Origin of the sequence: Streptomyces sp. CA-111067, assembly GCF_050956065.1 — a bacterium.
GTDB lineage: Bacteria > Actinomycetota > Actinomycetes > Streptomycetales > Streptomycetaceae > Actinacidiphila.
Window position 1 is genome coordinate 3,000,001 of the sequence record NZ_CP192103.1, and the last position, 17,897, is coordinate 3,017,897.

Sequence of the window (17,897 nt, forward strand, 5' to 3'; positions counted from 1 at the left end):
GTGATGATCACCCGGGCGCCCTGGCCGCGCAGCGACTCCGCGCAGCCCTTGCCGACGTCGCCGTAGCCGCAGACGACGGCGACCTTGCCGCCGATCAGGACGTCGGTGGCGCGGTTGATGCCGTCGATGAGGGAGTGCCGGCAGCCGTACTTGTTGTCGAACTTCGACTTGGTGACCGCGTCGTTGACGTTGATCGCCGGGAAGAGCAGCGAGCCTTCCTGCTGCATCTCGTACAGGCGGTGGACGCCGGTGGTGGTCTCCTCGGTCACGCCGCGGATCTCCGAGGACGCCTGCGTCCACTTCTGCGGGGACTCGGCGACGGTGCGGGTGAGCAGCCGCAGGACGTGGCTGTACTCCTCGCTGTCGGCGGTGGCCGGGTCCGGTACGGAGCCGGCCTTCTCGAACTCGACGCCCTTGTGGACGAGCATGGTGGCGTCGCCACCGTCGTCCAGGATCATGTTGGGGCCGCCGGTGGGAGTGTTGGGCCAGGTCAGCGCCTGTTCCGTGCACCACCAGTACTCTTCGAGGCTCTCGCCCTTCCAGGCGAAGACCGGGACGCCCTTGGGGTCGTCCGGGGTTCCGTCGGGGCCTACGGCGATGGCCGCGGCGGCGTGGTCCTGGGTGGAGAAGATGTTGCAGGAGGCCCAGCGGACCTCCGCGCCGAGCGCGGTGAGGGTCTCGATGAGGACGGCCGTCTGCACGGTCATGTGCAGCGAGCCGGTGACGCGCGCGCCGGCCAGCGGCTGGGCGGCGGCGTACTCCTCGCGGAGCGACATCAGACCGGGCATCTCGTGCTCGGCGAGGGTGATCTCCTTGCGGCCGAAGGCGGCAAGGGAGAGGTCCGCGACCTTGAAGTCGGTGGCGGTAGTGGTCATTCTGGCTGCTCCTCGGGATTGAGTTCGAGGCGGACGGTTCTGGGGCGCGGCCGGCAGACGGCTGTGGGTGGGTCCTGGCGTGGACACACCTCTCCCCCTGCGGCAGCGCAATCCGTCGGAGGCCCTCTCTCCCTCGGCCGGTCATCGTGCGGCGACCGCCCGACCGCCATCAGCAGCGACGTCTGGCTAGGAACGAATCTACACCGGACGGCTTGTCAGCCCCAGTGCGCGTTCCTCAACGGCCGCCGGGCGACTGGTCGGGGTCGGAGCCCGCCGCCGCGGCGGCGGCGCTGTAGACGTCGGGTTCGAGGTAGATGACGCGGGCGAACGGCTCGGCCGCGCGGATGCGCTCCTCGGCGGCGTCGATGGCGCGGGCGATCTCTGCGGCGGTGTCGTCGTGCTGGACGGCGATCTTGGCGGCGACGAGCAGCTCCTCGGGGCCGAGGTGCAGGGTGCGCATGTGGATGATGCCGGTGACGGTGTCGCCGTCCACGACGGCGTCGCGGATCCGGGTCAGCGATTCGGGGCCGGCGCTCTCGCCGAGCAGCAGGGACTTGGTCTCCACGGCGAGGACGAGGGCGATGGTGATCAGCAGGGTGCCGATGCACAGGGTGCCGACGCCGTCCCAGACTCCGTCGTCGGTGGCGAGCGCGAGGCCGACGCCGATCAGGGCGAGCGCCAGGCCGATCAGGGCGCCGAAGTCCTCCAGCAGGACGACGGGCAGTTCGGGTGCCTTGGCGCGGCGGATGAACTCGGGCCAGGACCGTCCGGCCCTGGTGTGGTTGGACTCTTTGACGGCGGTGCGGAAGGAGGAGCCCTCGGCGAGGATCGCGAAGATCAGGACACCGACCGGCCAGTACCAGTGGTCGATGGCGTGCGGGTGCCGCACCTTCTCGTAGCCCTCGTAGAGGGCGAACATGCCGCCGACGGAGAAGAGGACGATCGAGACGAGGAAGGCGTAGATATAGCGTTCGCGCCCGTAGCCGAACGGGTGCTCCTCGGTGGCGGCGCGCTTGGCCTTCTTGCCGCCGATGAGCAGCAGGCCCTGGTTGCCGGAGTCCGCGAGGGAGTGCACGCCCTCGGCGAGCATCGACGACGAGCCGCTGAACGCGAACGCCACGAACTTCGCCGCGGCGATGGCGAGGTTGGCGCTGAGCGCCGCGACAATCGCCCTGGTCCCGCCTGACGTGCTCATAGCTGGTGGGTGTCCTTCCGTCGGCCCGGATTTACCACGCCTTTACCGGCGTTGCGGACGGACATTGTCGCAGCCCGCTCGGCGGGGGGTGCGTCAGGCCGTCATCGTGGCGCGGAAGACGGTGCCGTCGCCGGTGAGTTCGGCGCGTTCGCCTGCCGGGAGGTAGCCGGACTGGCCGCGGTCGAGGTCGAGGGTGTCGCCGGCGGCGGAGCGCACGGCGATCCGGCCGTCGGTGCACAGCAGGATCTGCGGAGTGCGTGCGTCCAGCGGGCGCGGGTCGGCGCCGGGGGCCAGCACGTGCCGGGACAACCGGAACTCGTCGATCGGGGCGGCGTAGAGCTCCTCGCCGTCGGCGCCGGCTTCCGGGCGCAGCACGCCGGGGTCGCCGGATTCGAACCGGACGACGCGCAGGAGTTCGGGTACGTCGATGTGTTTGGGGGTGAGGCCGCAGCGCAGCACGTTGTCGGAGTTGGCCATGATCTCGACGCCGAGGCCGCCGCCGAGGTAGGCGTGCGGGACTCCGGCGCCGAGGTAGAGGGCCTCACCGGGTTGCAGCCGTACGTAGTTGAGCAGCATCGCGGCGATGATGCCGCGGTCCCCGGGGAAGCTGTGGGCGGCCTTGGCGTAGGCGGCGTAGTCGGCGGCGAACGGGGTGCCGGGGGTGCCGGCCAGCCGCTCGGCGGCCTGGGCGGCCTCGTCGACGGTGGCGGCCATCGCCTCGGGGTCGGCGCCGAGTACCGCGGCCAGCACCTCGCGCAGCGCCTGGTCCTCGGGCTGGGCGCGCAGGATGTCGGCGTAGGGGGCGAGGGCGTGGACGCCGAGCGCGTCGATGAGTTCGGCGGCCTCGGCGGGGCGGCGGAATCCGCACAGCCCGTCGAACGGGGTGAGCGCCACCAGCATCTCGGGCTTGTGGTTGGCGTCCTTGTAGTTGCGGAAGCCGGCGTCCAGCGGCACTCCGCGGGCCTCCTCGTCGGCGAAGCCGGCCTTGGCCTGGGCGAGGTCGGGGTGCACCTGCACCGACAGCGGTGTGCCGGCGGCCAGCACCTTGAGCAGGAACGGCAGCCGGGGGCCGAAGCGCTTGACGGCGGCGTCGCCGAGTTCGGCGGCCGGGTCGGCGTCGATGACGGCGTCGAGGGCGACCGGGCCCGCGCCGCGGTCGATCCGGGAGGGGGCGCCGGGGTGGGCGCCCATCCACAGTTCGGCCTGGGGTTCGCCGGTGGGCTCGGCACCGAGGAGTTCGGGGATGGCGGTGGTCGATCCCCAGGCGTAGGGGCGGATGGTGTTGATCAGGCGGTTCATACGGGTCATGATCTCTCGGTCGAAGCGACCGCCAGGTAGACGGCGGCGAAATCCACGAGGGCGAGCAGTTCGGCCGCGATGTCCAGCGGGTCGGCGGCGGTGGCGGCGATCTCGCTCAGCGGGGTGTCGTGGGAGTACGCCTGCTCGCGGGCGGCGGGCGCGGCCGATCCCGGCTGGTCGGCGGCCTCCTGGAGCAGCACGATGCGCAGCCGCAGCCCCGGGGACTCCTCGACGCGGTCGCGGAAGAAGTCGTCGGGGTCGGCGCCCTGTTCGTGCGGGCCGGCCTGCAGGGGGCCGTGGGCGGTGAGCGCGGCGGGCAGTTCGGCGCAGAGCGCGGGGCGGGCGGCCCGGCCGGCGAGCACCGAGGCGAAGCGGCGGCCTGCGGCGCCGGCGACCCGGCCCTGGCTCCACAGCAGCGGGAGGGCGTCGTCGAGTTCGGCGGCGAGCGTCTTGGCCGGGTTGGTGTAGGTGGCGATGGCCGGCCCGCAGCGGGCGGCGACCTCGTCGAGCCGGTCGGCGACGGCGTACAGCGCGGTGGTGGGGGCGCTGAGCAGCCCGACCCGGTCGGCGACCGCGAGCAGCGGGGTGAGCAGCGCCCAGAAGGCTCCGGTGTCGTCGGCGGGCTCGCCGGCCTCGGCGGCGCCGTCACCGTAGCGGTCGCCGTAGCCGTAACCGCCGCCGTTGCCGTTCAGGGCGGCGAACGGCAGGGCCATGCCGCGGACCTGGGCGACGGCCTCGGCCAGCGGCGCCTTGGGCGGGGTGACCGCCACGGCGGTGCAGCCGCGCCGGTACGCCTGCTCGACCAGGTCGGTCAGGCCCTGCTCGGTGCCCTGCGGGGTGAGGAGCAGCAGCAGGTCGAGCGGCCCGGCCCAGCCCGGCAGGGTCCAGTGCGACTGCTGCGCGGTGGGCCCGGTCGGGGTCAGCATCTGTACGGGGCAGCTGCCGGCGCCCAGTGCGGCGAGCATGTCGGCGGCGGCCACGGCGTCGGTGCCGGCGGCGGCGATGATCACGGTGCGCGGCCGGCCCTCCGGCCGCACCTCGTTGACTCCGGCCTCCTCGGCGAGGCGCAGCGCGGTGCGGACCCTGGCGCCCGCGGCGGCGGCGCCGCGCAGCAGCCCGTGGCTGTCGGCTGCGGCGAGGGCATCCGGGTCCTCAAGCAGCGACTCGTCGAACAACGCGACCTCCCGGTCGGGTGTCGGGGTGCGGTCCTGATCGGGCTGATCAGGCCGGGCGGCGGGCCTCGTCCACGAGGAGGACGGGGATCTCGTCGCGCACCGGGTAGGCCAGTCCGCAGCTGTCGGAGGTGCAGACGAGTTCGGCGGCGTCGGCCTCCTCGCGCAGCGGGGCGTGGCACGCCGGGCAGGCGAGGATCTCCAGCAGGCTGGGTTCGACGAGCGGCATGGCGGTGTCCTCCGGACGTTCTGCTGGCGCCGGTCCTGCGGCGGCCGGCGGGTGACTGCGAGCGGTGGGCGCCCACGGGGCCGGTGGGTGTCTGTGTCCGCGCCCTCAGCCTATCGCCGTGCGGCCTCACGCATGGCAGCTGCGGGTCCTGGCCTGTGGATAACCACCGGACGACCGGAGGGGGCCGCGTGAAGAGGGGGCTCTACGACTCGGGTGAGCGCAGCACCCGCAGGTGGCCGCGGCGGGCCACTTCGAGCGGGTCGATGTCGCGCCGCCCGGGGCCTGACGGCTGCCGCTGCTGCGGGCGGGCGGCCTCGCGGACGGCGTTGGCGAGGGCTTCGAGGTCGTCGCCGCTCGGCCGTACCGGGCCGGTGTCCGTCGCCAGCCGTACGACTTCCCAGCCGCGCGGGGCGGTCAGCCGCTCGGAGTGCTCAGAGCACAGGTCGTAGCAGTGCGGTTCGGCGTAGGTGGCGAGCGGGCCGAGCACGGCGGTGGAGTCCGCGTAGACGTACGTCAGCGTCGCGACGGCGGGCCGGCCGCAGGCAGTGCGCGAACAACGACGTACAGGGCTCACGATGTTGGACGGTACCGCACTCTTGAGCGGGCTGCGACGACTCTCCGTCAGCTCACCCGGTCGTGTCGTCCGGGTGAGCGCGAGGTGGCGGAAATCCGCCGCCAGGGCGCTGAGCTGGGTGGTTCTCCTCGTCCCTGGTGTGACGTACCGGAAGTAACACGGAGTGGCCGGTTTCGGCCGCCGATGGCTGCCGGTCGCCAGGTGGCGCGTTTCCGTCACCTCTGTGGCTTGATGCGATCGAAGCTCCCGGCGCCCGGGGCCGGTGGCCCGTGCGGAACCGTTCCGGCGGGGGCACCTGGCCCGACACGGCCGCCCGGAAACGGCGGCTCACCTTCACGTGTCCGATCCGGGGACTAGGCTCACCGCTGATGGACAGCCCGGCTCCGCCTCCTTCCGCACCACGTCCGCGCCACCGCGATCGCCACGGGCGCGGGATGCGCGGGCCTGTCGCGCCCCCGCAGGTGCCGCTCTCGGTCAGCCGCTCGGACGCCTTCGACGATCTGGTGCGCGACGCCGCCGACCGGCTGGAGCGGCGCTGGCCGCAGCTGGCCGACGTGGAGTTCGCCGTCCAGGAGGTGCCCTGGCCGCAGGACGTGCCCGACGACGGCGACCAGGTGCCGCTGGGCCGGCTGATCGGCGCGGCCAAGGACCGGCCCAGCCGGATCGTGGTCTACCGCCGCCCGGTGGAGATCCGCGCCAAGAGCCGCGACGAGCGGGCGCTGCTCGTCCACGAGGTGGTGGTCGAGCAGGTCGCCGAGCTGCTGGGCCTCTCCCCCGAGAACGTGGACCCGAAGTACGGCGAGGACTGACCGCGCAGGGCTGCCGGAACCTCGGCAGTCCGGGCGGGATGCGCCCTAGCTGTATTGACCCGCAGGGTTGTTGACACGGCTGATCGGGGGTTGTCCTCCGAGTGCGGTGTGGCAGCGATGGTAGTTGTAAGCGTGCAGGAAGGGTGCGAAGGCTTCGGTGCGTTCGGTGTTGCTGGCGTAGGGCTTGAGGTAGGCCCATTCGTCGAGCAGGGTGCGGTTGAAGCGTTCTACTTTCCCGTTGGTCTGGGGCCGGTAGGGCCGGGTTCGTTTGTGGGTGATCCCGGCCGCGGTCAGGGCGTCGCGCCAGGCGTGGGATTTGTAGCAGGAGCCGTTGTCGGTCAGGACACGCTCGACGGTGATCCCGTGGCCGGTGTAGAACGCCTGGGCCCGCTGCCAGAAGGCCACGGCGGTCTCTTTCCGCTCGTCGCCCAGGATCTCGCTGTAGGCCAGGCGGGAGTGGTCGTCGACGGCGGTGTGGATGAAGCTGTAACCGATCTTCGGGGTGCCGGAGGGGCTGCGGGCGGGTGTGGTGGCCTGGCGGTTCGCCTCGCCGGCCTGGCGGTCCATGACGCGGTGGCCGCCACCGTCGGGAATGTTCCCGAGTTTCTTGATGTCGATGTGGACCAGCTCGCCCGGCCGGTCCCGCTCGTAGCGGCGGATCACCGTGCCGGTCGGACGGTCCATCCAGGCCAGCCGGTTCAGGCCGTGCCGGGTCAGGATCCGGTGCACCGTCGATGTCGGCAGGCCGAGGACCGGGCCGATCCGGGCGGGCCCGAGCTTGCGTTCCCGGCGCAATTCGCACACGCGCACTTCGATAGCCGGCTCAGTCCGGTGCGGCGTGGTGCGGGGTCTGCTCGGCCGGTCGGCCAGACCCGCCTCACCCTCGTCCCGCCACCGCTTCACCCACTTGTAGCCCGTTGCCCGGGAGATTCCCATCTCGGCTGCCACATGAGCCACAGGCCGGCCGGCATCGACCCGCTGAACCAGCAGCCGTCTGCCGTGAACGGTCAGCCGGGCATTACGGTGGGACACGAAGACCTCCATGCGGTGCAGTCCTAGACAGCTCCACTGCATCGGAGGTCTTCGCCATGATCAAGCCCGACACGTGTCAACAACGCTCGTGATCAATACACCTAGCGGTTCAGGATCGCCAGGTCGGCGCCGGCCTCGGGCACCGAGACCGACGACTGGTCGTCCGGCATCGGCTGGATGGTGAACATCGGCACCCCGCCCTTGCTCAGCAGCAGCATGCGCGAGGCGTAGACCGGGCCGCCCGACAGCGGTTCCACGGTCACCGCGAAGTTGCCCTTGCCCTCGGCGGGGGGCGGCGGCTGCAGGGCCAGCGTCGAGCCGGCCTTGACGGTGACGGTCCTGGTGGCCGCTGTGCCGCCGGTCGCGCCCGCCGACGAGGTGACCTTCACCGTGGCGGCCTTGCCGGTGGCCGTCAGCGACAGGATCGACGCCTTGGGGCGGTTGTCGGCGACGGTGGCCCTGGTGGCGATCTGCGCGGTCGCCGGCAGGAACGCGATCTCCTGGTTGGCGCCCTTGCCGCGGGTGACGCGCAGCGCGGCGATCACCGGGGCGGCGCTGTGCGCGCTGCTCGACCCGATGATCAGCGATCCGGCGTCGCCCTTGGTGATGTCCCCGAGGTCGACCGCGGTGGTCATCCCGCTCTTGACGTGCAGCGTCTCGTGGCCGGCCGGGGTGATGAGACCGGTGGAGGTGGCCAGCTTCAGGGTGAGGTCGGCGTCATCCGATCCGGTCGCGTACGTCACCAGTCGTACGTCCGTGGCATCGGACGGGATGCCCGGCAGCACCAGGGAGGTGGCCGGCGCGGAGACCGGCGGCAGCCAGTCGGTGCCGAGCTTGCTGTCGGTGACCTGGACGTCGGCGCCCACCCGTCCGCTACGCGCGACCACGTGCACGGTGAGGTCGGCGTCCTTGTCGGCGACCAGGGTGGACAGCAGGACGGGCTTGGAGCTGCGGCCCGGCACCGTGATGCCGTCACCGGTGGACGCCTTCAGCAGACCGGACTTGTCGTACATCGAGATGTCCACCACCGCGGGGGTGTCATCGGGGTTGACCAGGTGCAGGTAGTCGGTGCGGCCGGCGGCGGTGCTCGCGCCGGGGAACCAGAAGTCGCCGCCCGGCGCCACGCACGAGGTGCCGAGCACACCGCGGCCGGGGCCCGAGTCCACGACGGTGGTCTGCTGCACGGTCCAGCCGGGGGCGAGCTGCCCGTCGGCGGTGCCGATCAGCGCGGGCGCGTCGGCCTTGTCCGTCGCATAGGCGGCGGGTTTGCCGGGCGTCTTCAAAGGCGCGAACGCCTTGCCCTTGGCCACGGCCGGCACCAACTGTGCGCTGCCCGGCGCCGTCGGGTCGGGGGCCTTGCTCCCCGCAACTGTGCCGGTCGGCGTGAACGACGTATAGGTGGTGGCCGCGAACTCCGACGACGAGGGCGACGGGCACAGCAGGGTGCTGCGCTGCACCGGCAGCCGGAGGGAGGGCGCGGAGTCGGCGGCCTTGGAGTCGCCGCCGCCGGTCAGCGAGGCGGCGCCGGTCAGGACGACGAGCGCGGCGACGGCGCCGGCCAGGGAGATCGTGCTGCGGTTCACTGCTGGTCGCTCCCGTCGCGGCGCTGGTCGCCTTCTTGCTGCTGGTAAGCGGCGGGGTCGCCGTAGGCCGCCGGGTCCTGGTAGCCGGCCGGGTCGGCGTAGGGCTGCTGCTCCCCGTAGCCGGGCGCCGGGTAGCCGGGTTCTGCGTAATCGGACCCGCTGCCGTAGCCCGCGGCCGTCTCGTCGTGGCCGGTCGTCGCGTAGGGGTCGTAGCCCGGCTGCTGCGGCACGTACCCGTAGCCCTCGCCGTAACCGGTGGGCTGCTGCTCGTAGGTCCCCGGGTCGGCGGGATACGGCTGCTGCTCCCACTGCCCGGTCTGGCCGGCGTAGTCGGGGTCCTGGGCGGGCGCGGCCGGGTCCTGCTGCTGGTCGGGGTAGCCGCCGTAGTACGGCTGCTGCTCGCCGGCCGCCCCGGGGACGGCGTACGGGTCGTAGCCGCCCTGCTCGTCGTAGCCGCCCTGCTCGGGGTCGTACGGGGCTGCCGCGGGCTCGTACGGGGGCTGCGCGGTCTCGGCGCCCGGGTCGTCGGGAGCGGGCTGCTCCGACGCGTCGTCGGCCGTCTCACCGGCAGCTGCGGCCTCCGCGTCGGCGGCGGCCTGGAGGCGGCGGGCCCTGCGGCCCTCGCCGCTCGCCTGGGCGGGGATCTCGGCGGCGACCGCGCCCTCTGCCTCCGGCAGGTCGTCGTCGATCTCCTTGCGGCGGCCGGGCAGCGCCAGGACCACCACGACGAGCAGGAGGACGGCCTGCGCGCCGAGCCAGCCGATGTGCGAGACCGGCTCCTTGAAGGTGACGTCCAGCCGGCCCCCCGCGGGCGGCAGTTCGAAGCCCTGCGCCCAGCCGTCCACCTTGACGGAGGTGAGCGGGGCGCCGTCCAGGGTGGCGTGCCAGCCGGCGGCGGCGGAGTCGGCCATCCGCAGCACCCGGCCCGACGGTCCGGCCGGCACCTTGGTGTGTGCCTCGACGCGTCCCGAGTCGACCCCTACCGGCTGCGCGCCCTTGCTGGTGATCGTCACCCGGGAGACGGGCTGGTCCACCCGCCACAGCTCGCTGCCGTCGGCCTGGCTGACCCGGGACAGCCCCGGGGTGCTGTCGAGTACCGCGCCCATGGAGGCGGGTGTGCCCTTCTGCGCCAGGATGTAGCGGACGGCGTAGCCGGCCAGCCGGCTGCCCTGGTCGGCGCCCGAACCCGCGACAAGGTTGGCGACGATGTCGTCCAGGGCTCCGTCGTGCGGCGCCTCTGCGGCGAGTTCCGCGTCGCCCAGATAGGCACCGCTACCGCGCACAAGGGCGTAGGACACGTGCCGTTCGGTGCCGTCCAGCACAAGGGTGCGCGGTTGGTCGCCGCTGACGCTCTCCTCCGCGACGAACGGCGGCACCTGCTGCGCGTTCTGCCGCTTGATCGGGCCGTCGGCGCCGTCGGCGATCCAGGTGAAGGCCGCGAGCAGCGGGGCGGCCACCGCGGCGACCGCGATCAGGCCGGCCACCGGCTGCCGCCAGCCGAAGCCGCTGGCGGCGATCCGCTCCTTGGCGTCCTCCGCGCCGACCACCGCGGCGGCCAGCAGGGCGATGCCGTACACAAGGGTGGCCGGTCCCGCCCACGCCTTGCCGTTCTCCACGACGGCGAAGAGCAGCCCGGTCGCGGCGGCGGCCCAGGCGGCGATGACCGCCCGGCGGCGCGAATCGCGCATGGTGGCGGCGAGCGCGGCGAGCACCAGGCCGACGAGCAGCAGGCCGCCGGACGCCTTGGGTCCGCCGGGGCTGAGCAGCAGCAGGTCGAGGCCGGACGCCGCCTTGGTGCCGCCGTACGGGATTCCGGCCTCGCGCAGCATCCGGCCGGGGTGGCTGAGCAGCGTCAGCGACCAGGGGGCGAGCAGCACCAGCGGTGTGAGGATCAGCGCGGAGAACCGCAGCAGATGCGGGACCAGCAGCTGCTGCTGGCCGTTCACCAGCCGCCAGCCGATGGTGACCACGGCGAGCACCAGCGCGATCGGCCAGGTGACCGGGGTGAACGCGGTGGTGAAGGTGAGCATCAGGGCCAGTGCCCAGGTGGACCGCCAGCCGGGGCGGGCGCCGCGTTCCACCGCGGAGTCGCTGAGTTGCAGGCCGGCGGTGCCGGCGGCGGCGCGGGCCATCAGCGGCAGCAGGATGGCCAGCACGGCGGTGCCGAGCCGTCCGGAGGCCAGCGCGCCGGTGGCGGCCGGCAGGAACGCGTAGGCGACCGACGCCCAGGCGCGCAGCAGCCGCGACTCCACGAGCGGGCGGGAGGCGAAGTAGGCGGTGACGCCGGCCAGCGGCACGGAGGCGACCAGCAGCAAGGTGAGCGTCAGGCTGGTGGAGCCGAACAGCACGGTGGCGAAGAGGCCGAGTACGGCGAGGTAGGGCGGCGCCGACTGGGTGCCGCCGGTGCCCAGCGCGTGCCAGGAGCCCGCGTAGCGCGCCCACAGGTCGGACGCGCCCGGGTCGGCGGGCAGCAGCGCGCCGCCGGACAGGGCGCCGCCGCCGATCAGTGAGCGGCAGGCGATCAGCGAGACGAGCAGCAGGACCGCGAAGAGCACCGGTCCCGGCTTGCGGGCGATCCGCTTGAGCCGGGCGAACTGCTCGACCTCCAGGAAGTCGCCGTCCTCGTCGCCCGGGCCGGACTCGACGGCTCCGCCGTGCCGTCCGGCGGCGGCCGTGGCGGCGTCGGCGCGGCCGGCGATGTTGCTGACCACCTGCTCGACGGTGGCCCGCACGGTCGCGCCGGGCGGCGGGAAGAGCGGGCGCAGTTCGGCCGGGGTGACCGAACCGCGTCCGCGTCTGCGGCGGGCGCTCAGCAGCCGTCCTGGGCGCAGCAGGACGGCGGCCAGGCCGACGATCTCGTCCACGGCCTGGCCGGGCACCTTGCCGACGAGGTAGGCCAGGGTGCGCAGCAGGGTGCCGACGACGATCCGCACGGCGACGTAGGGCAGCATCGGGCCGCGGGTGTTGGCCAGCAGGGTGTAGACGGCGCCGGACTTGTCCACCCGGTGCGGGTTGACCGCGGAGCGGCCGGCGCAGTCGACGGGGCGTCGCTCTCGGGAGGCCGCCTCGGCGTGCCACATCATGGCGTCGGGCGCGATGACGACCGCGTGGCCGGCGGCCTGGGCGCGCCAGCAGAAGTCGACGTCGTCGCGCATCAGGGGCAGCCGGCGGTCGAAGCCGCCCAGCTCCTCCCACACGTCGCGGCGCACCAGCATGCCCGCCGAGGACACCGAGAGCACCGAGCGCACCTGGTCGTGCTGGCCCTGGTCCTGCTCGCGGCGCTCGAGACCGGTCCAGCGCCGGCCGCTGCGGGCGATCGTCACGCCGACCTCAAGCAGTTGGCGGCGGTCGAACCAGCTGCGCAGCTTGGGGCCGACGACGGCGGCCGGGTGCGCGGCCAGCTCCTGGGCCTCCACCGTGCGCAGCAGTGCGCCGAGCGCGCCGGGGTCGGGCTCGCTGTCGTCGTGCAGCAGCCACAGCCAGTGCACCGGGTCGCCGTGCGGGCGCTGCGGCTCGTCGTAGACGTCGTCGTTCCAGGTGCGGCTGGCCGGGTCCCAGCCGCTGCGGCGCTCCAGGTAGGGCAGCTGGTCCGCGGTCATCGGCACGGCGGTCCGGGCGGCCTCCTCGACAGCTGCGCCGAAGCCGGTCCTGCGGGCCAGGTGCAGCACCCGCTGGTCGCCGAGGGAGTCGGCGAGCAGTCGTGCCGAGTCGTCCGCGCTGCCGGTGTCGGCGGCGATCACGTCCTGGACCGGGCGGTCCTGGGCGAGCAGGCCGGCGAGCGTTTTGGGCAGCCAGCGCGCGCCGTCGTGCGCGACCAGCACGGCGGTGACGACATGGCGCGGGAACTCAGGGGTGCCGGCCTGGTGGGCGGCCGGAGCTGGGCTGTTCACGGACATCGAGGTTCGGGCCCCGGTTCGCTGGACTGCGGTGGACGCATGAGCCCGCTCATGTGCGGGCTCGCGTCTCGGACGGCCCCCCACACTAACGGCTCAATCCGGAACCACCGTCCTGGTGTGAGAACAACGGCAGCCCGCCGCCCGTGCCTGCGGGCACGGAAAGCGGGCTGTACGGCGGCCGGCGGGGCGGTCGGCGGGGTGCCTAGACGACACCTTTCTTCAGCCGCCGGCGCTCGCGCTCGGACAGGCCGCCCCAGATGCCGAAGCGTTCGTCGTTGGCGAGGGCGTACTCCAGGCAGTCGGAACGGACTTCACAGGCAAGGCAGACCTTCTTCGCCTCACGCGTGGAACCGCCCTTTTCGGGGAAGAACGACTCCGGGTCGGTCTGCGCACACAGCGCACGCTCCTGCCAGCCGAGTTCCTCGTCGGCCTCTTCGGCCAGCAGCAACTGGAACTGCTCGGTCATGCGCGCCCCTCGTCTGTCGTGCTTCCCCGTGATCCTGCCGTCACCTTGTGCGGCTGAACGACACGAGTGAAATTACAAGTGCGCCGATCCGGGCCAGTCAAGCCGAGATCTGCTATTGGGTCCGTTATTCACTCCGCTGAACCAAGAGGTGACAGAAAGTGTTGATATCGGCCTAAAGGCTGTCATCCGTCAACCATGGTCCCGTCGGTCAACCGTTCACACTTCGTCAGACGCTGCGGGAACGCGCTGCGTTCCGCACGTTCGACTGAAGCGCCGTAGATCACATTCCGATCACAAAAACACACCATCGGATGCTCGGTAAACGGAATGCGAGGTGCACGGTTGCCGCTCCACTTATCCGCACACATCTGCGCACAAACCTTTCAGCAACCAACGTGGCCGGAACAGGTGAATGTGGTGCGACATACCGGACATCGAGTTGACAAGCACCGGCCTGAACGATCTGCTTGGCCTCATGTACGCCGAGCACCACGCGCCCTTCCGGACCCGCAACCGCGAGTCCCGCTGCGTCGCGCTCGCGCAGAGCTGTTGTTGTTCCTGTCGCTGCCGCTGAGTCCCCTTGTTCAGGGCCCTGTCACGGTCCTGGCACCTCCACCACTCGCGCATCCCGAGGAACACACCCTTCATGTACTCCGACGTCTCCATCGCCGGTGACCCGCTCGCCCTGCCCCACCTGCTCCCCCCGGTGCCGCAACACCCCGGCACAGTCGCGGAGTTCTCCGGACTCTCCCGCTCCATCGCCGCGAACCCCGCGCGGTGGGCCCCGCTGGTGCGTTATGACGCCACCACCCGCTGGTATGCCCGCCTGCAGACCGGCCCCGGATACGAGGTGTGGCTGCTGAGCTGGCTGCCCGGCCAGAGCAGCGGGCTGCACGACCACGGGCGTTCGTCCGGCGTGCTCACCGTGCTGAGCGGCGCGCTGCGTGAACGGTCGCTGGTCCGGCGGCCGTCGGCCGGTCCCGTCGGCGCGGCCGGTTCCGCCGGCGCGGTCGATCTCAGCGGCGCTGCCGAGACCGGCCGGGTGCTCGGCGCGGGGCACCAGCGCGTGTTCGCGCCCGGATACGTGCACGAAGTGATCAACGACACCCTGGAACCGGCGGTCAGCCTGCACGTCTACTTCCCGGGTCTGACCGAGATGACGCCGCACGCGTGCACTCCGGCCGACCGTGCCCGTACCGCGTCCGAAGCCCTGGCCCCGACCAGGAGGTAGCCGCCCGGCACCGGACGGCGGGCTGACAGACTGGGGCCCATGCGAATCGTGGTTCTGGCCGGAGGAATCGGAGGGGCGCGCTTTCTGCGCGGCCTCAAGACAGCGGCGCCGGAGGCGGACATCACCGTCATCGGCAACACCGGAGACGACATCCATCTGTTCGGGCTCAAGGTCTGCCCCGACCTCGACACCGTGATGTACACCCTCGGCGGCGGCATCCACGAGGAACAGGGCTGGGGACGGGCCGGCGAGACCTTCGCGGTGAAGGAGGAACTCGCCGCGTACGGCGTCGGTCCGGAGTGGTTCGGGTTGGGCGACCGCGACTTCGCCACCCACATCGTGCGCACCCAGATGCTCGGCGCCGGGTATCCGCTCAGCGCGGTCACCGAGGCGCTCTGCGCCCGCTGGAACCCCGGCGTGCGGCTGATCCCGATGTCCGACGACCGGGTGGAGACCCACGTCCTGGTCGAGATCGACGGCGAGCGCAAGGCCATCCACTTCCAGGAGTACTGGGTACGGCTGCGCGCCGCGGTCACCGCGCACGCCGTGGTGCCGGTCGGCGCGGAGGCCGCCAAGCCCGCGCCCGGCGTCCTGGAGGCCATCGGCTCCGCGGACGTCATCCTCTTCCCGCCGTCCAACCCGGTGGTCAGCATCGGCACCATCCTGGCGGTGCCCGGGGTGCGCGAGGCCATCGCCGACGCCGGGGTGCCGGTCGTCGGCCTCTCGCCGATCATCGGCGACGCCCCGGTCCGCGGCATGGCCGACAAGGTGCTGGCCGCGGTCGGCGTCGAGTCCACGGCCGGCGCCGTGGCCACCCACTACGGTTCCGGGCTGCTCGACGGCTGGCTGGTGGACACGGTGGACGCCGGCTCGGTGCCCGAGGTCGAGGCGGCCGGCATCCGCTGCCGGGCCATCCCGCTGCTGATGGACGGCCCCGAGGCCACCGCCCAGATGGCCCGCGAAGCGCTCACCCTCGCCGAGGAGGTCAGGGTATGACGGGCTTCGAGATGTTCGGCCTCGACGGGATCGGCGAGGTGCAGCCCGGCGCGGACATCGCCAAGCTCATCGCGGCCACCGGGGCCGGGCTCGCCGACGGCGACATCCTGCTCGTCACCTCCAAGATCGTCAGCAAGGCGGAGGGCCGGATCGTCCAGGCCGACGACCGGGAGGCCGCGATCGACGCGGAGGCCGTCCGGCTGGTCGCCCGGCGCGGGCCGACCCGGATCGTGGAGACCCGGCACGGCTTCGTGATGGCCGCGGCGGGCGTCGACGCGTCCAACACCCCGCCCGGCACGGTGCTGCTGCTGCCGGAGAACCCCGACGACTCCGCCCGGCGGATCCGCGACGGCCTGCGCGAACTGCTCGGCGTCCAGGTCGGCGTCATCGTCACCGACACGTTCGGCCGGCCGTGGCGCGAGGGGCTCACCGACGTGGCGATCGGCGCGGCCGGCGTGCACGTCCTGGACGACCTGCGCGGCGGGCGGGACGCGCACGGCAATCTGCTCAGCGCCACCGTCACCGCGCTCGCCGACGAACTGGCCGCCGCCGGCGACCTGGTGAAGGGCAAGGCGACCGGGACACCGGTCGCCGTCGCCCGCGGGCTTTCCCACCTCGTGCACCAGGAGCAGGCCGACGCCGGCGCCCGCGCGCTGGTGCGGCGGGCCGCCGACGACATGTTCCGGCTCGGGGCGTCCGAGGCGATCAGGGAGGCGGTCACGCAGCGGCGCACCGTGCGCGAGTTCACCGACGAGCCGGTGGACCCGGCCGCGGTCCGCCGCGCCGTCGCCCTCGCCGTCACCGCGCCGGCCCCGCACCACACCACTCCGTGGCGGTTCGTGCTGCTCGAATCCGCTGAGGCACGGACCCGGTTGCTCGACGCGATGCGGGACGCCTGGGCGGCGGACCTGCGGCGGGACGGCTTCTCCGAGGAGAGCGTGGCGAAGCGGCTGCGCCGCGGCGATGTGCTGCGGCGGGCGCCTTACCTGGTGGTGCCCTGCCTTGTCGCCTCCGGCGCGCACCAGTATCCCGACGGGCGGCGGGCTGCCGCGGAGCGGGAGATGTTCGTGGTGGCGATGGGGGCGGGCGTTCAGAACTTCCTGGTGGGCCTGGCCGGGGAGCAGTTGGGGTCGGCGTGGGTGTCCTCGACGATGTTCTGCCGCGAGGCGGTGCGGGACGTTCTCTCACTCCCGGAGGAGTGGGACCCGATGGGAGCGGTGGCCATCGGCCGCGCCGCCACCCCGCCTCCGGCGCGGTCAGAACGGGCCCCGGCGCCCTTCATCGCCGTCCGCTGACGCTTCCCGGGCCCCGGGTGGGCGGGGGAGGCGGCTTCGCGAGGTGGGTGGGGGAGGCGGTGGTTCGCTTCCGGTAGGTGGAGCCGTCACGCTTCCGGGCTCCGCCCGTGCCCCGGATTCCGGGTGGGCGGGGGAGGCGGCGGCTTCGCGGGGTGGGTGGGGGAGGCGGTGGATCTACCCCCGGTAGGTGGAGCCGTCACGCTTCCGAGCTTTGGGTGGTGGGAAGTGGTGGTTCGCTTCCGGTTGCCACCGGTGGGGTTTCCGCCCCGGTGGGCGGTGCCGTTGCGTTTTCACGGCTGGGCGTCGTGCCTGCCGTTTTTTCCCACCCGCCCGCCCGTGCGAGTGCGTCCTTAGGTGCGGGTCTTCTGGTGGGTGGGGGTCGGTGCCGGCCCGGGGCACCTCCTCGGGCTGTTCACGCATCCGGGGTAAATCGTTCGCCTCATGTTGTTCGCAGCCCTGCGGGGGCACCCCGGACCGTCCCCTCCCAGGCCGAATGGCGGCTTGAGGCCGCGAGGGGGTGATCGGTGGGTGGCTGGGGTGGTGGGTGACTTGTTGACTCTGGGGAGTGGGGGTAGGCGGTCGGCAAGGGTTCGGTCTTGTACTCCCAGGGGGCACGATGAGTGGACACGCGCTCAGCAACAGGGCCAGTGAGGTGGACTGGCGGGGTGAGGGGCGGTGGTACGACCGGTCGTGGGTGAGGGCCGGGTTGGCTCTTCTCGTGAGTGTCGCCGTGATCGCCGCGTTCGCCGTCGTGTGGGGAGACGTGTACTTGGCTGTGGGCGGCGCTGTCATCTGGGCCGGGGTATTCCTCGCGTTGCAGTTCGCGGCCCGGCATGTGCAGCGGCAGATCACTGATGAGACCGGTCTCAGCCGGCGGCAGATTCCGGTGATCGCACGTCGAATGCGCAAGGAACGCCTGCCCGTGGATCCGAAGGCACGCCTGGCGATGACCATCCTCACCCAGCGGCAGCTCAAGTGGATCCGCCAGGGACGCTGGTCGCCGCCCGTACTGGTCTGCCTCTACGTGCTCTTGGGAAGCACCTCCGTCGCGACAGGTGACGAGCCGGCAGGCACTATTTGGCTGGCACTCGCCGTGTTGGCCGTCCTTCTTGTGCTCTCTCAACGGCGCGCGGTCCACCGCCTGGAGCGGATTCGGGCGCACCTCTCCCCCACCCCCGATCAGTAACCGGCACCCGACAACGCACCCCCGCCGCCCACCGATCACCCCCCGCGGCCTCAAGCCGC

The 17,897-nt window shown here is 72.5% G+C and carries 15 protein-coding genes (1 of these 15 running past the window's edge); 5 read left to right on the forward strand and 10 right to left on the reverse strand.

Annotation, left to right across the window (positions count from 1 at the left end; translation table 11 throughout):
- From ahcY to ACQPW6_RS12990, 6 genes are all read right to left on the reverse strand, one after another.
- On the reverse strand, positions 1–875 hold the 5' portion of the coding sequence (gene ahcY, locus ACQPW6_RS12965; protein WP_433889741.1) for an adenosylhomocysteinase. Its footprint begins 577 nt before the window's first position; the window shows 875 of its 1,452 coding nt (coding positions 1–875); it begins with the start codon at positions 873–875; its stop codon lies off the left edge, out of view.
- 235 nt (positions 876–1,110) lie between these two features.
- The gene (locus ACQPW6_RS12970) at positions 1,111–2,070 is read right to left on the reverse strand and encodes a cation diffusion facilitator family transporter (RefSeq protein ID WP_433889742.1); all 960 of its coding nucleotides are present in this window, start codon (positions 2,068–2,070) and stop codon (positions 1,111–1,113) included.
- A 93-nt stretch (positions 2,071–2,163) separates the two neighbouring features.
- Positions 2,164–3,369, reverse strand: coding sequence for a mannose-6-phosphate isomerase, class I (manA, locus tag ACQPW6_RS12975; RefSeq protein ID WP_433889743.1), 1,206 nt, complete (start codon positions 3,367–3,369; stop codon positions 2,164–2,166).
- A gap of 5 nt (positions 3,370–3,374) precedes the next feature.
- Entirely contained in the window at positions 3,375–4,544 is a 1,170-nt protein-coding gene (locus ACQPW6_RS12980) for an SIS domain-containing protein (RefSeq protein WP_433889744.1), read from the reverse strand.
- A 46-nt stretch (positions 4,545–4,590) separates the two neighbouring features.
- Positions 4,591–4,770, reverse strand: a complete 180-nt coding sequence (locus ACQPW6_RS12985; RefSeq protein ID WP_433889745.1) for a Trm112 family protein — start codon at positions 4,768–4,770, stop codon at positions 4,591–4,593.
- Positions 4,771–4,972: 202 nt separating this feature from the next.
- Positions 4,973–5,395, reverse strand: a complete 423-nt coding sequence (locus ACQPW6_RS12990; RefSeq protein ID WP_433894519.1) for a DUF3499 domain-containing protein — start codon at positions 5,393–5,395, stop codon at positions 4,973–4,975.
- Between the two features lie 317 nt (positions 5,396–5,712).
- Between ACQPW6_RS12990 and ACQPW6_RS12995 the strand changes: the two genes are divergently transcribed.
- Positions 5,713–6,153: a metallopeptidase family protein gene (locus ACQPW6_RS12995; RefSeq protein WP_433889746.1), complete on the forward strand. Its 441-nt coding sequence runs from the start codon at positions 5,713–5,715 to the stop codon at positions 6,151–6,153.
- Between the two features lie 45 nt (positions 6,154–6,198).
- On the opposite strand, the gene ACQPW6_RS13000 is transcribed toward ACQPW6_RS12995, so the two are convergent.
- The 4 genes from ACQPW6_RS13000 to ACQPW6_RS13015 all read right to left on the reverse strand — a co-directional run bounded on the left by ACQPW6_RS13000 (position 6,199) and on the right by ACQPW6_RS13015 (position 13,130).
- Positions 6,199–7,185 carry an IS481 family transposase gene (locus ACQPW6_RS13000; protein ID WP_433894407.1) on the reverse strand — a complete coding sequence of 329 codons (987 nt, stop codon included), beginning with the start codon at positions 7,183–7,185 and terminating at the stop codon, positions 6,199–6,201.
- Between the two features lie 101 nt (positions 7,186–7,286).
- Positions 7,287–8,768, reverse strand: a complete 1,482-nt coding sequence (locus tag ACQPW6_RS13005; protein ID WP_433889747.1) for a DUF5719 family protein — start codon at positions 8,766–8,768, stop codon at positions 7,287–7,289.
- On the reverse strand, positions 8,765–12,664 hold the full coding sequence (locus ACQPW6_RS13010) for a glycosyltransferase (RefSeq protein WP_433889748.1): 3,900 nt from the start codon (positions 12,662–12,664) through the stop codon (positions 8,765–8,767). Before ACQPW6_RS13010 ends, ACQPW6_RS13005 begins: the two co-directional genes overlap by 4 nt.
- Positions 12,665–12,866: 202 nt before the next feature.
- Entirely contained in the window at positions 12,867–13,130 is a 264-nt protein-coding gene (locus ACQPW6_RS13015; protein WP_031519519.1) for a WhiB family transcriptional regulator, read from the reverse strand.
- Positions 13,131–13,776: 646 nt separating this feature from the next.
- Between ACQPW6_RS13015 and ACQPW6_RS13020 the strand changes: the two genes are divergently transcribed.
- The 4 genes from ACQPW6_RS13020 to ACQPW6_RS13035 all read left to right on the forward strand — a co-directional run bounded on the left by ACQPW6_RS13020 (position 13,777) and on the right by ACQPW6_RS13035 (position 17,838).
- A complete protein-coding gene (locus tag ACQPW6_RS13020; RefSeq protein WP_433889749.1) occupies positions 13,777–14,361 on the forward strand; it encodes a cysteine dioxygenase in 585 nt (194 codons plus the stop codon).
- Positions 14,362–14,400: 39 nt separating this feature from the next.
- Positions 14,401–15,357 carry a 2-phospho-L-lactate transferase gene (cofD, locus tag ACQPW6_RS13025; protein ID WP_433889750.1) on the forward strand — a complete coding sequence of 319 codons (957 nt, stop codon included), beginning with the start codon at positions 14,401–14,403 and terminating at the stop codon, positions 15,355–15,357.
- On the forward strand, positions 15,354–16,652 hold the full coding sequence (locus ACQPW6_RS13030; protein WP_433889751.1) for a coenzyme F420-0:L-glutamate ligase: 1,299 nt from the start codon (positions 15,354–15,356) through the stop codon (positions 16,650–16,652). Before cofD ends, ACQPW6_RS13030 begins: the two co-directional genes overlap by 4 nt.
- Before the next feature lie 718 nt (positions 16,653–17,370).
- Positions 17,371–17,838, forward strand: a complete 468-nt coding sequence (locus tag ACQPW6_RS13035; RefSeq protein ID WP_433889752.1) for a hypothetical protein — start codon at positions 17,371–17,373, stop codon at positions 17,836–17,838.
- Positions 17,839–17,897: the final 59 nt, after the last annotated feature.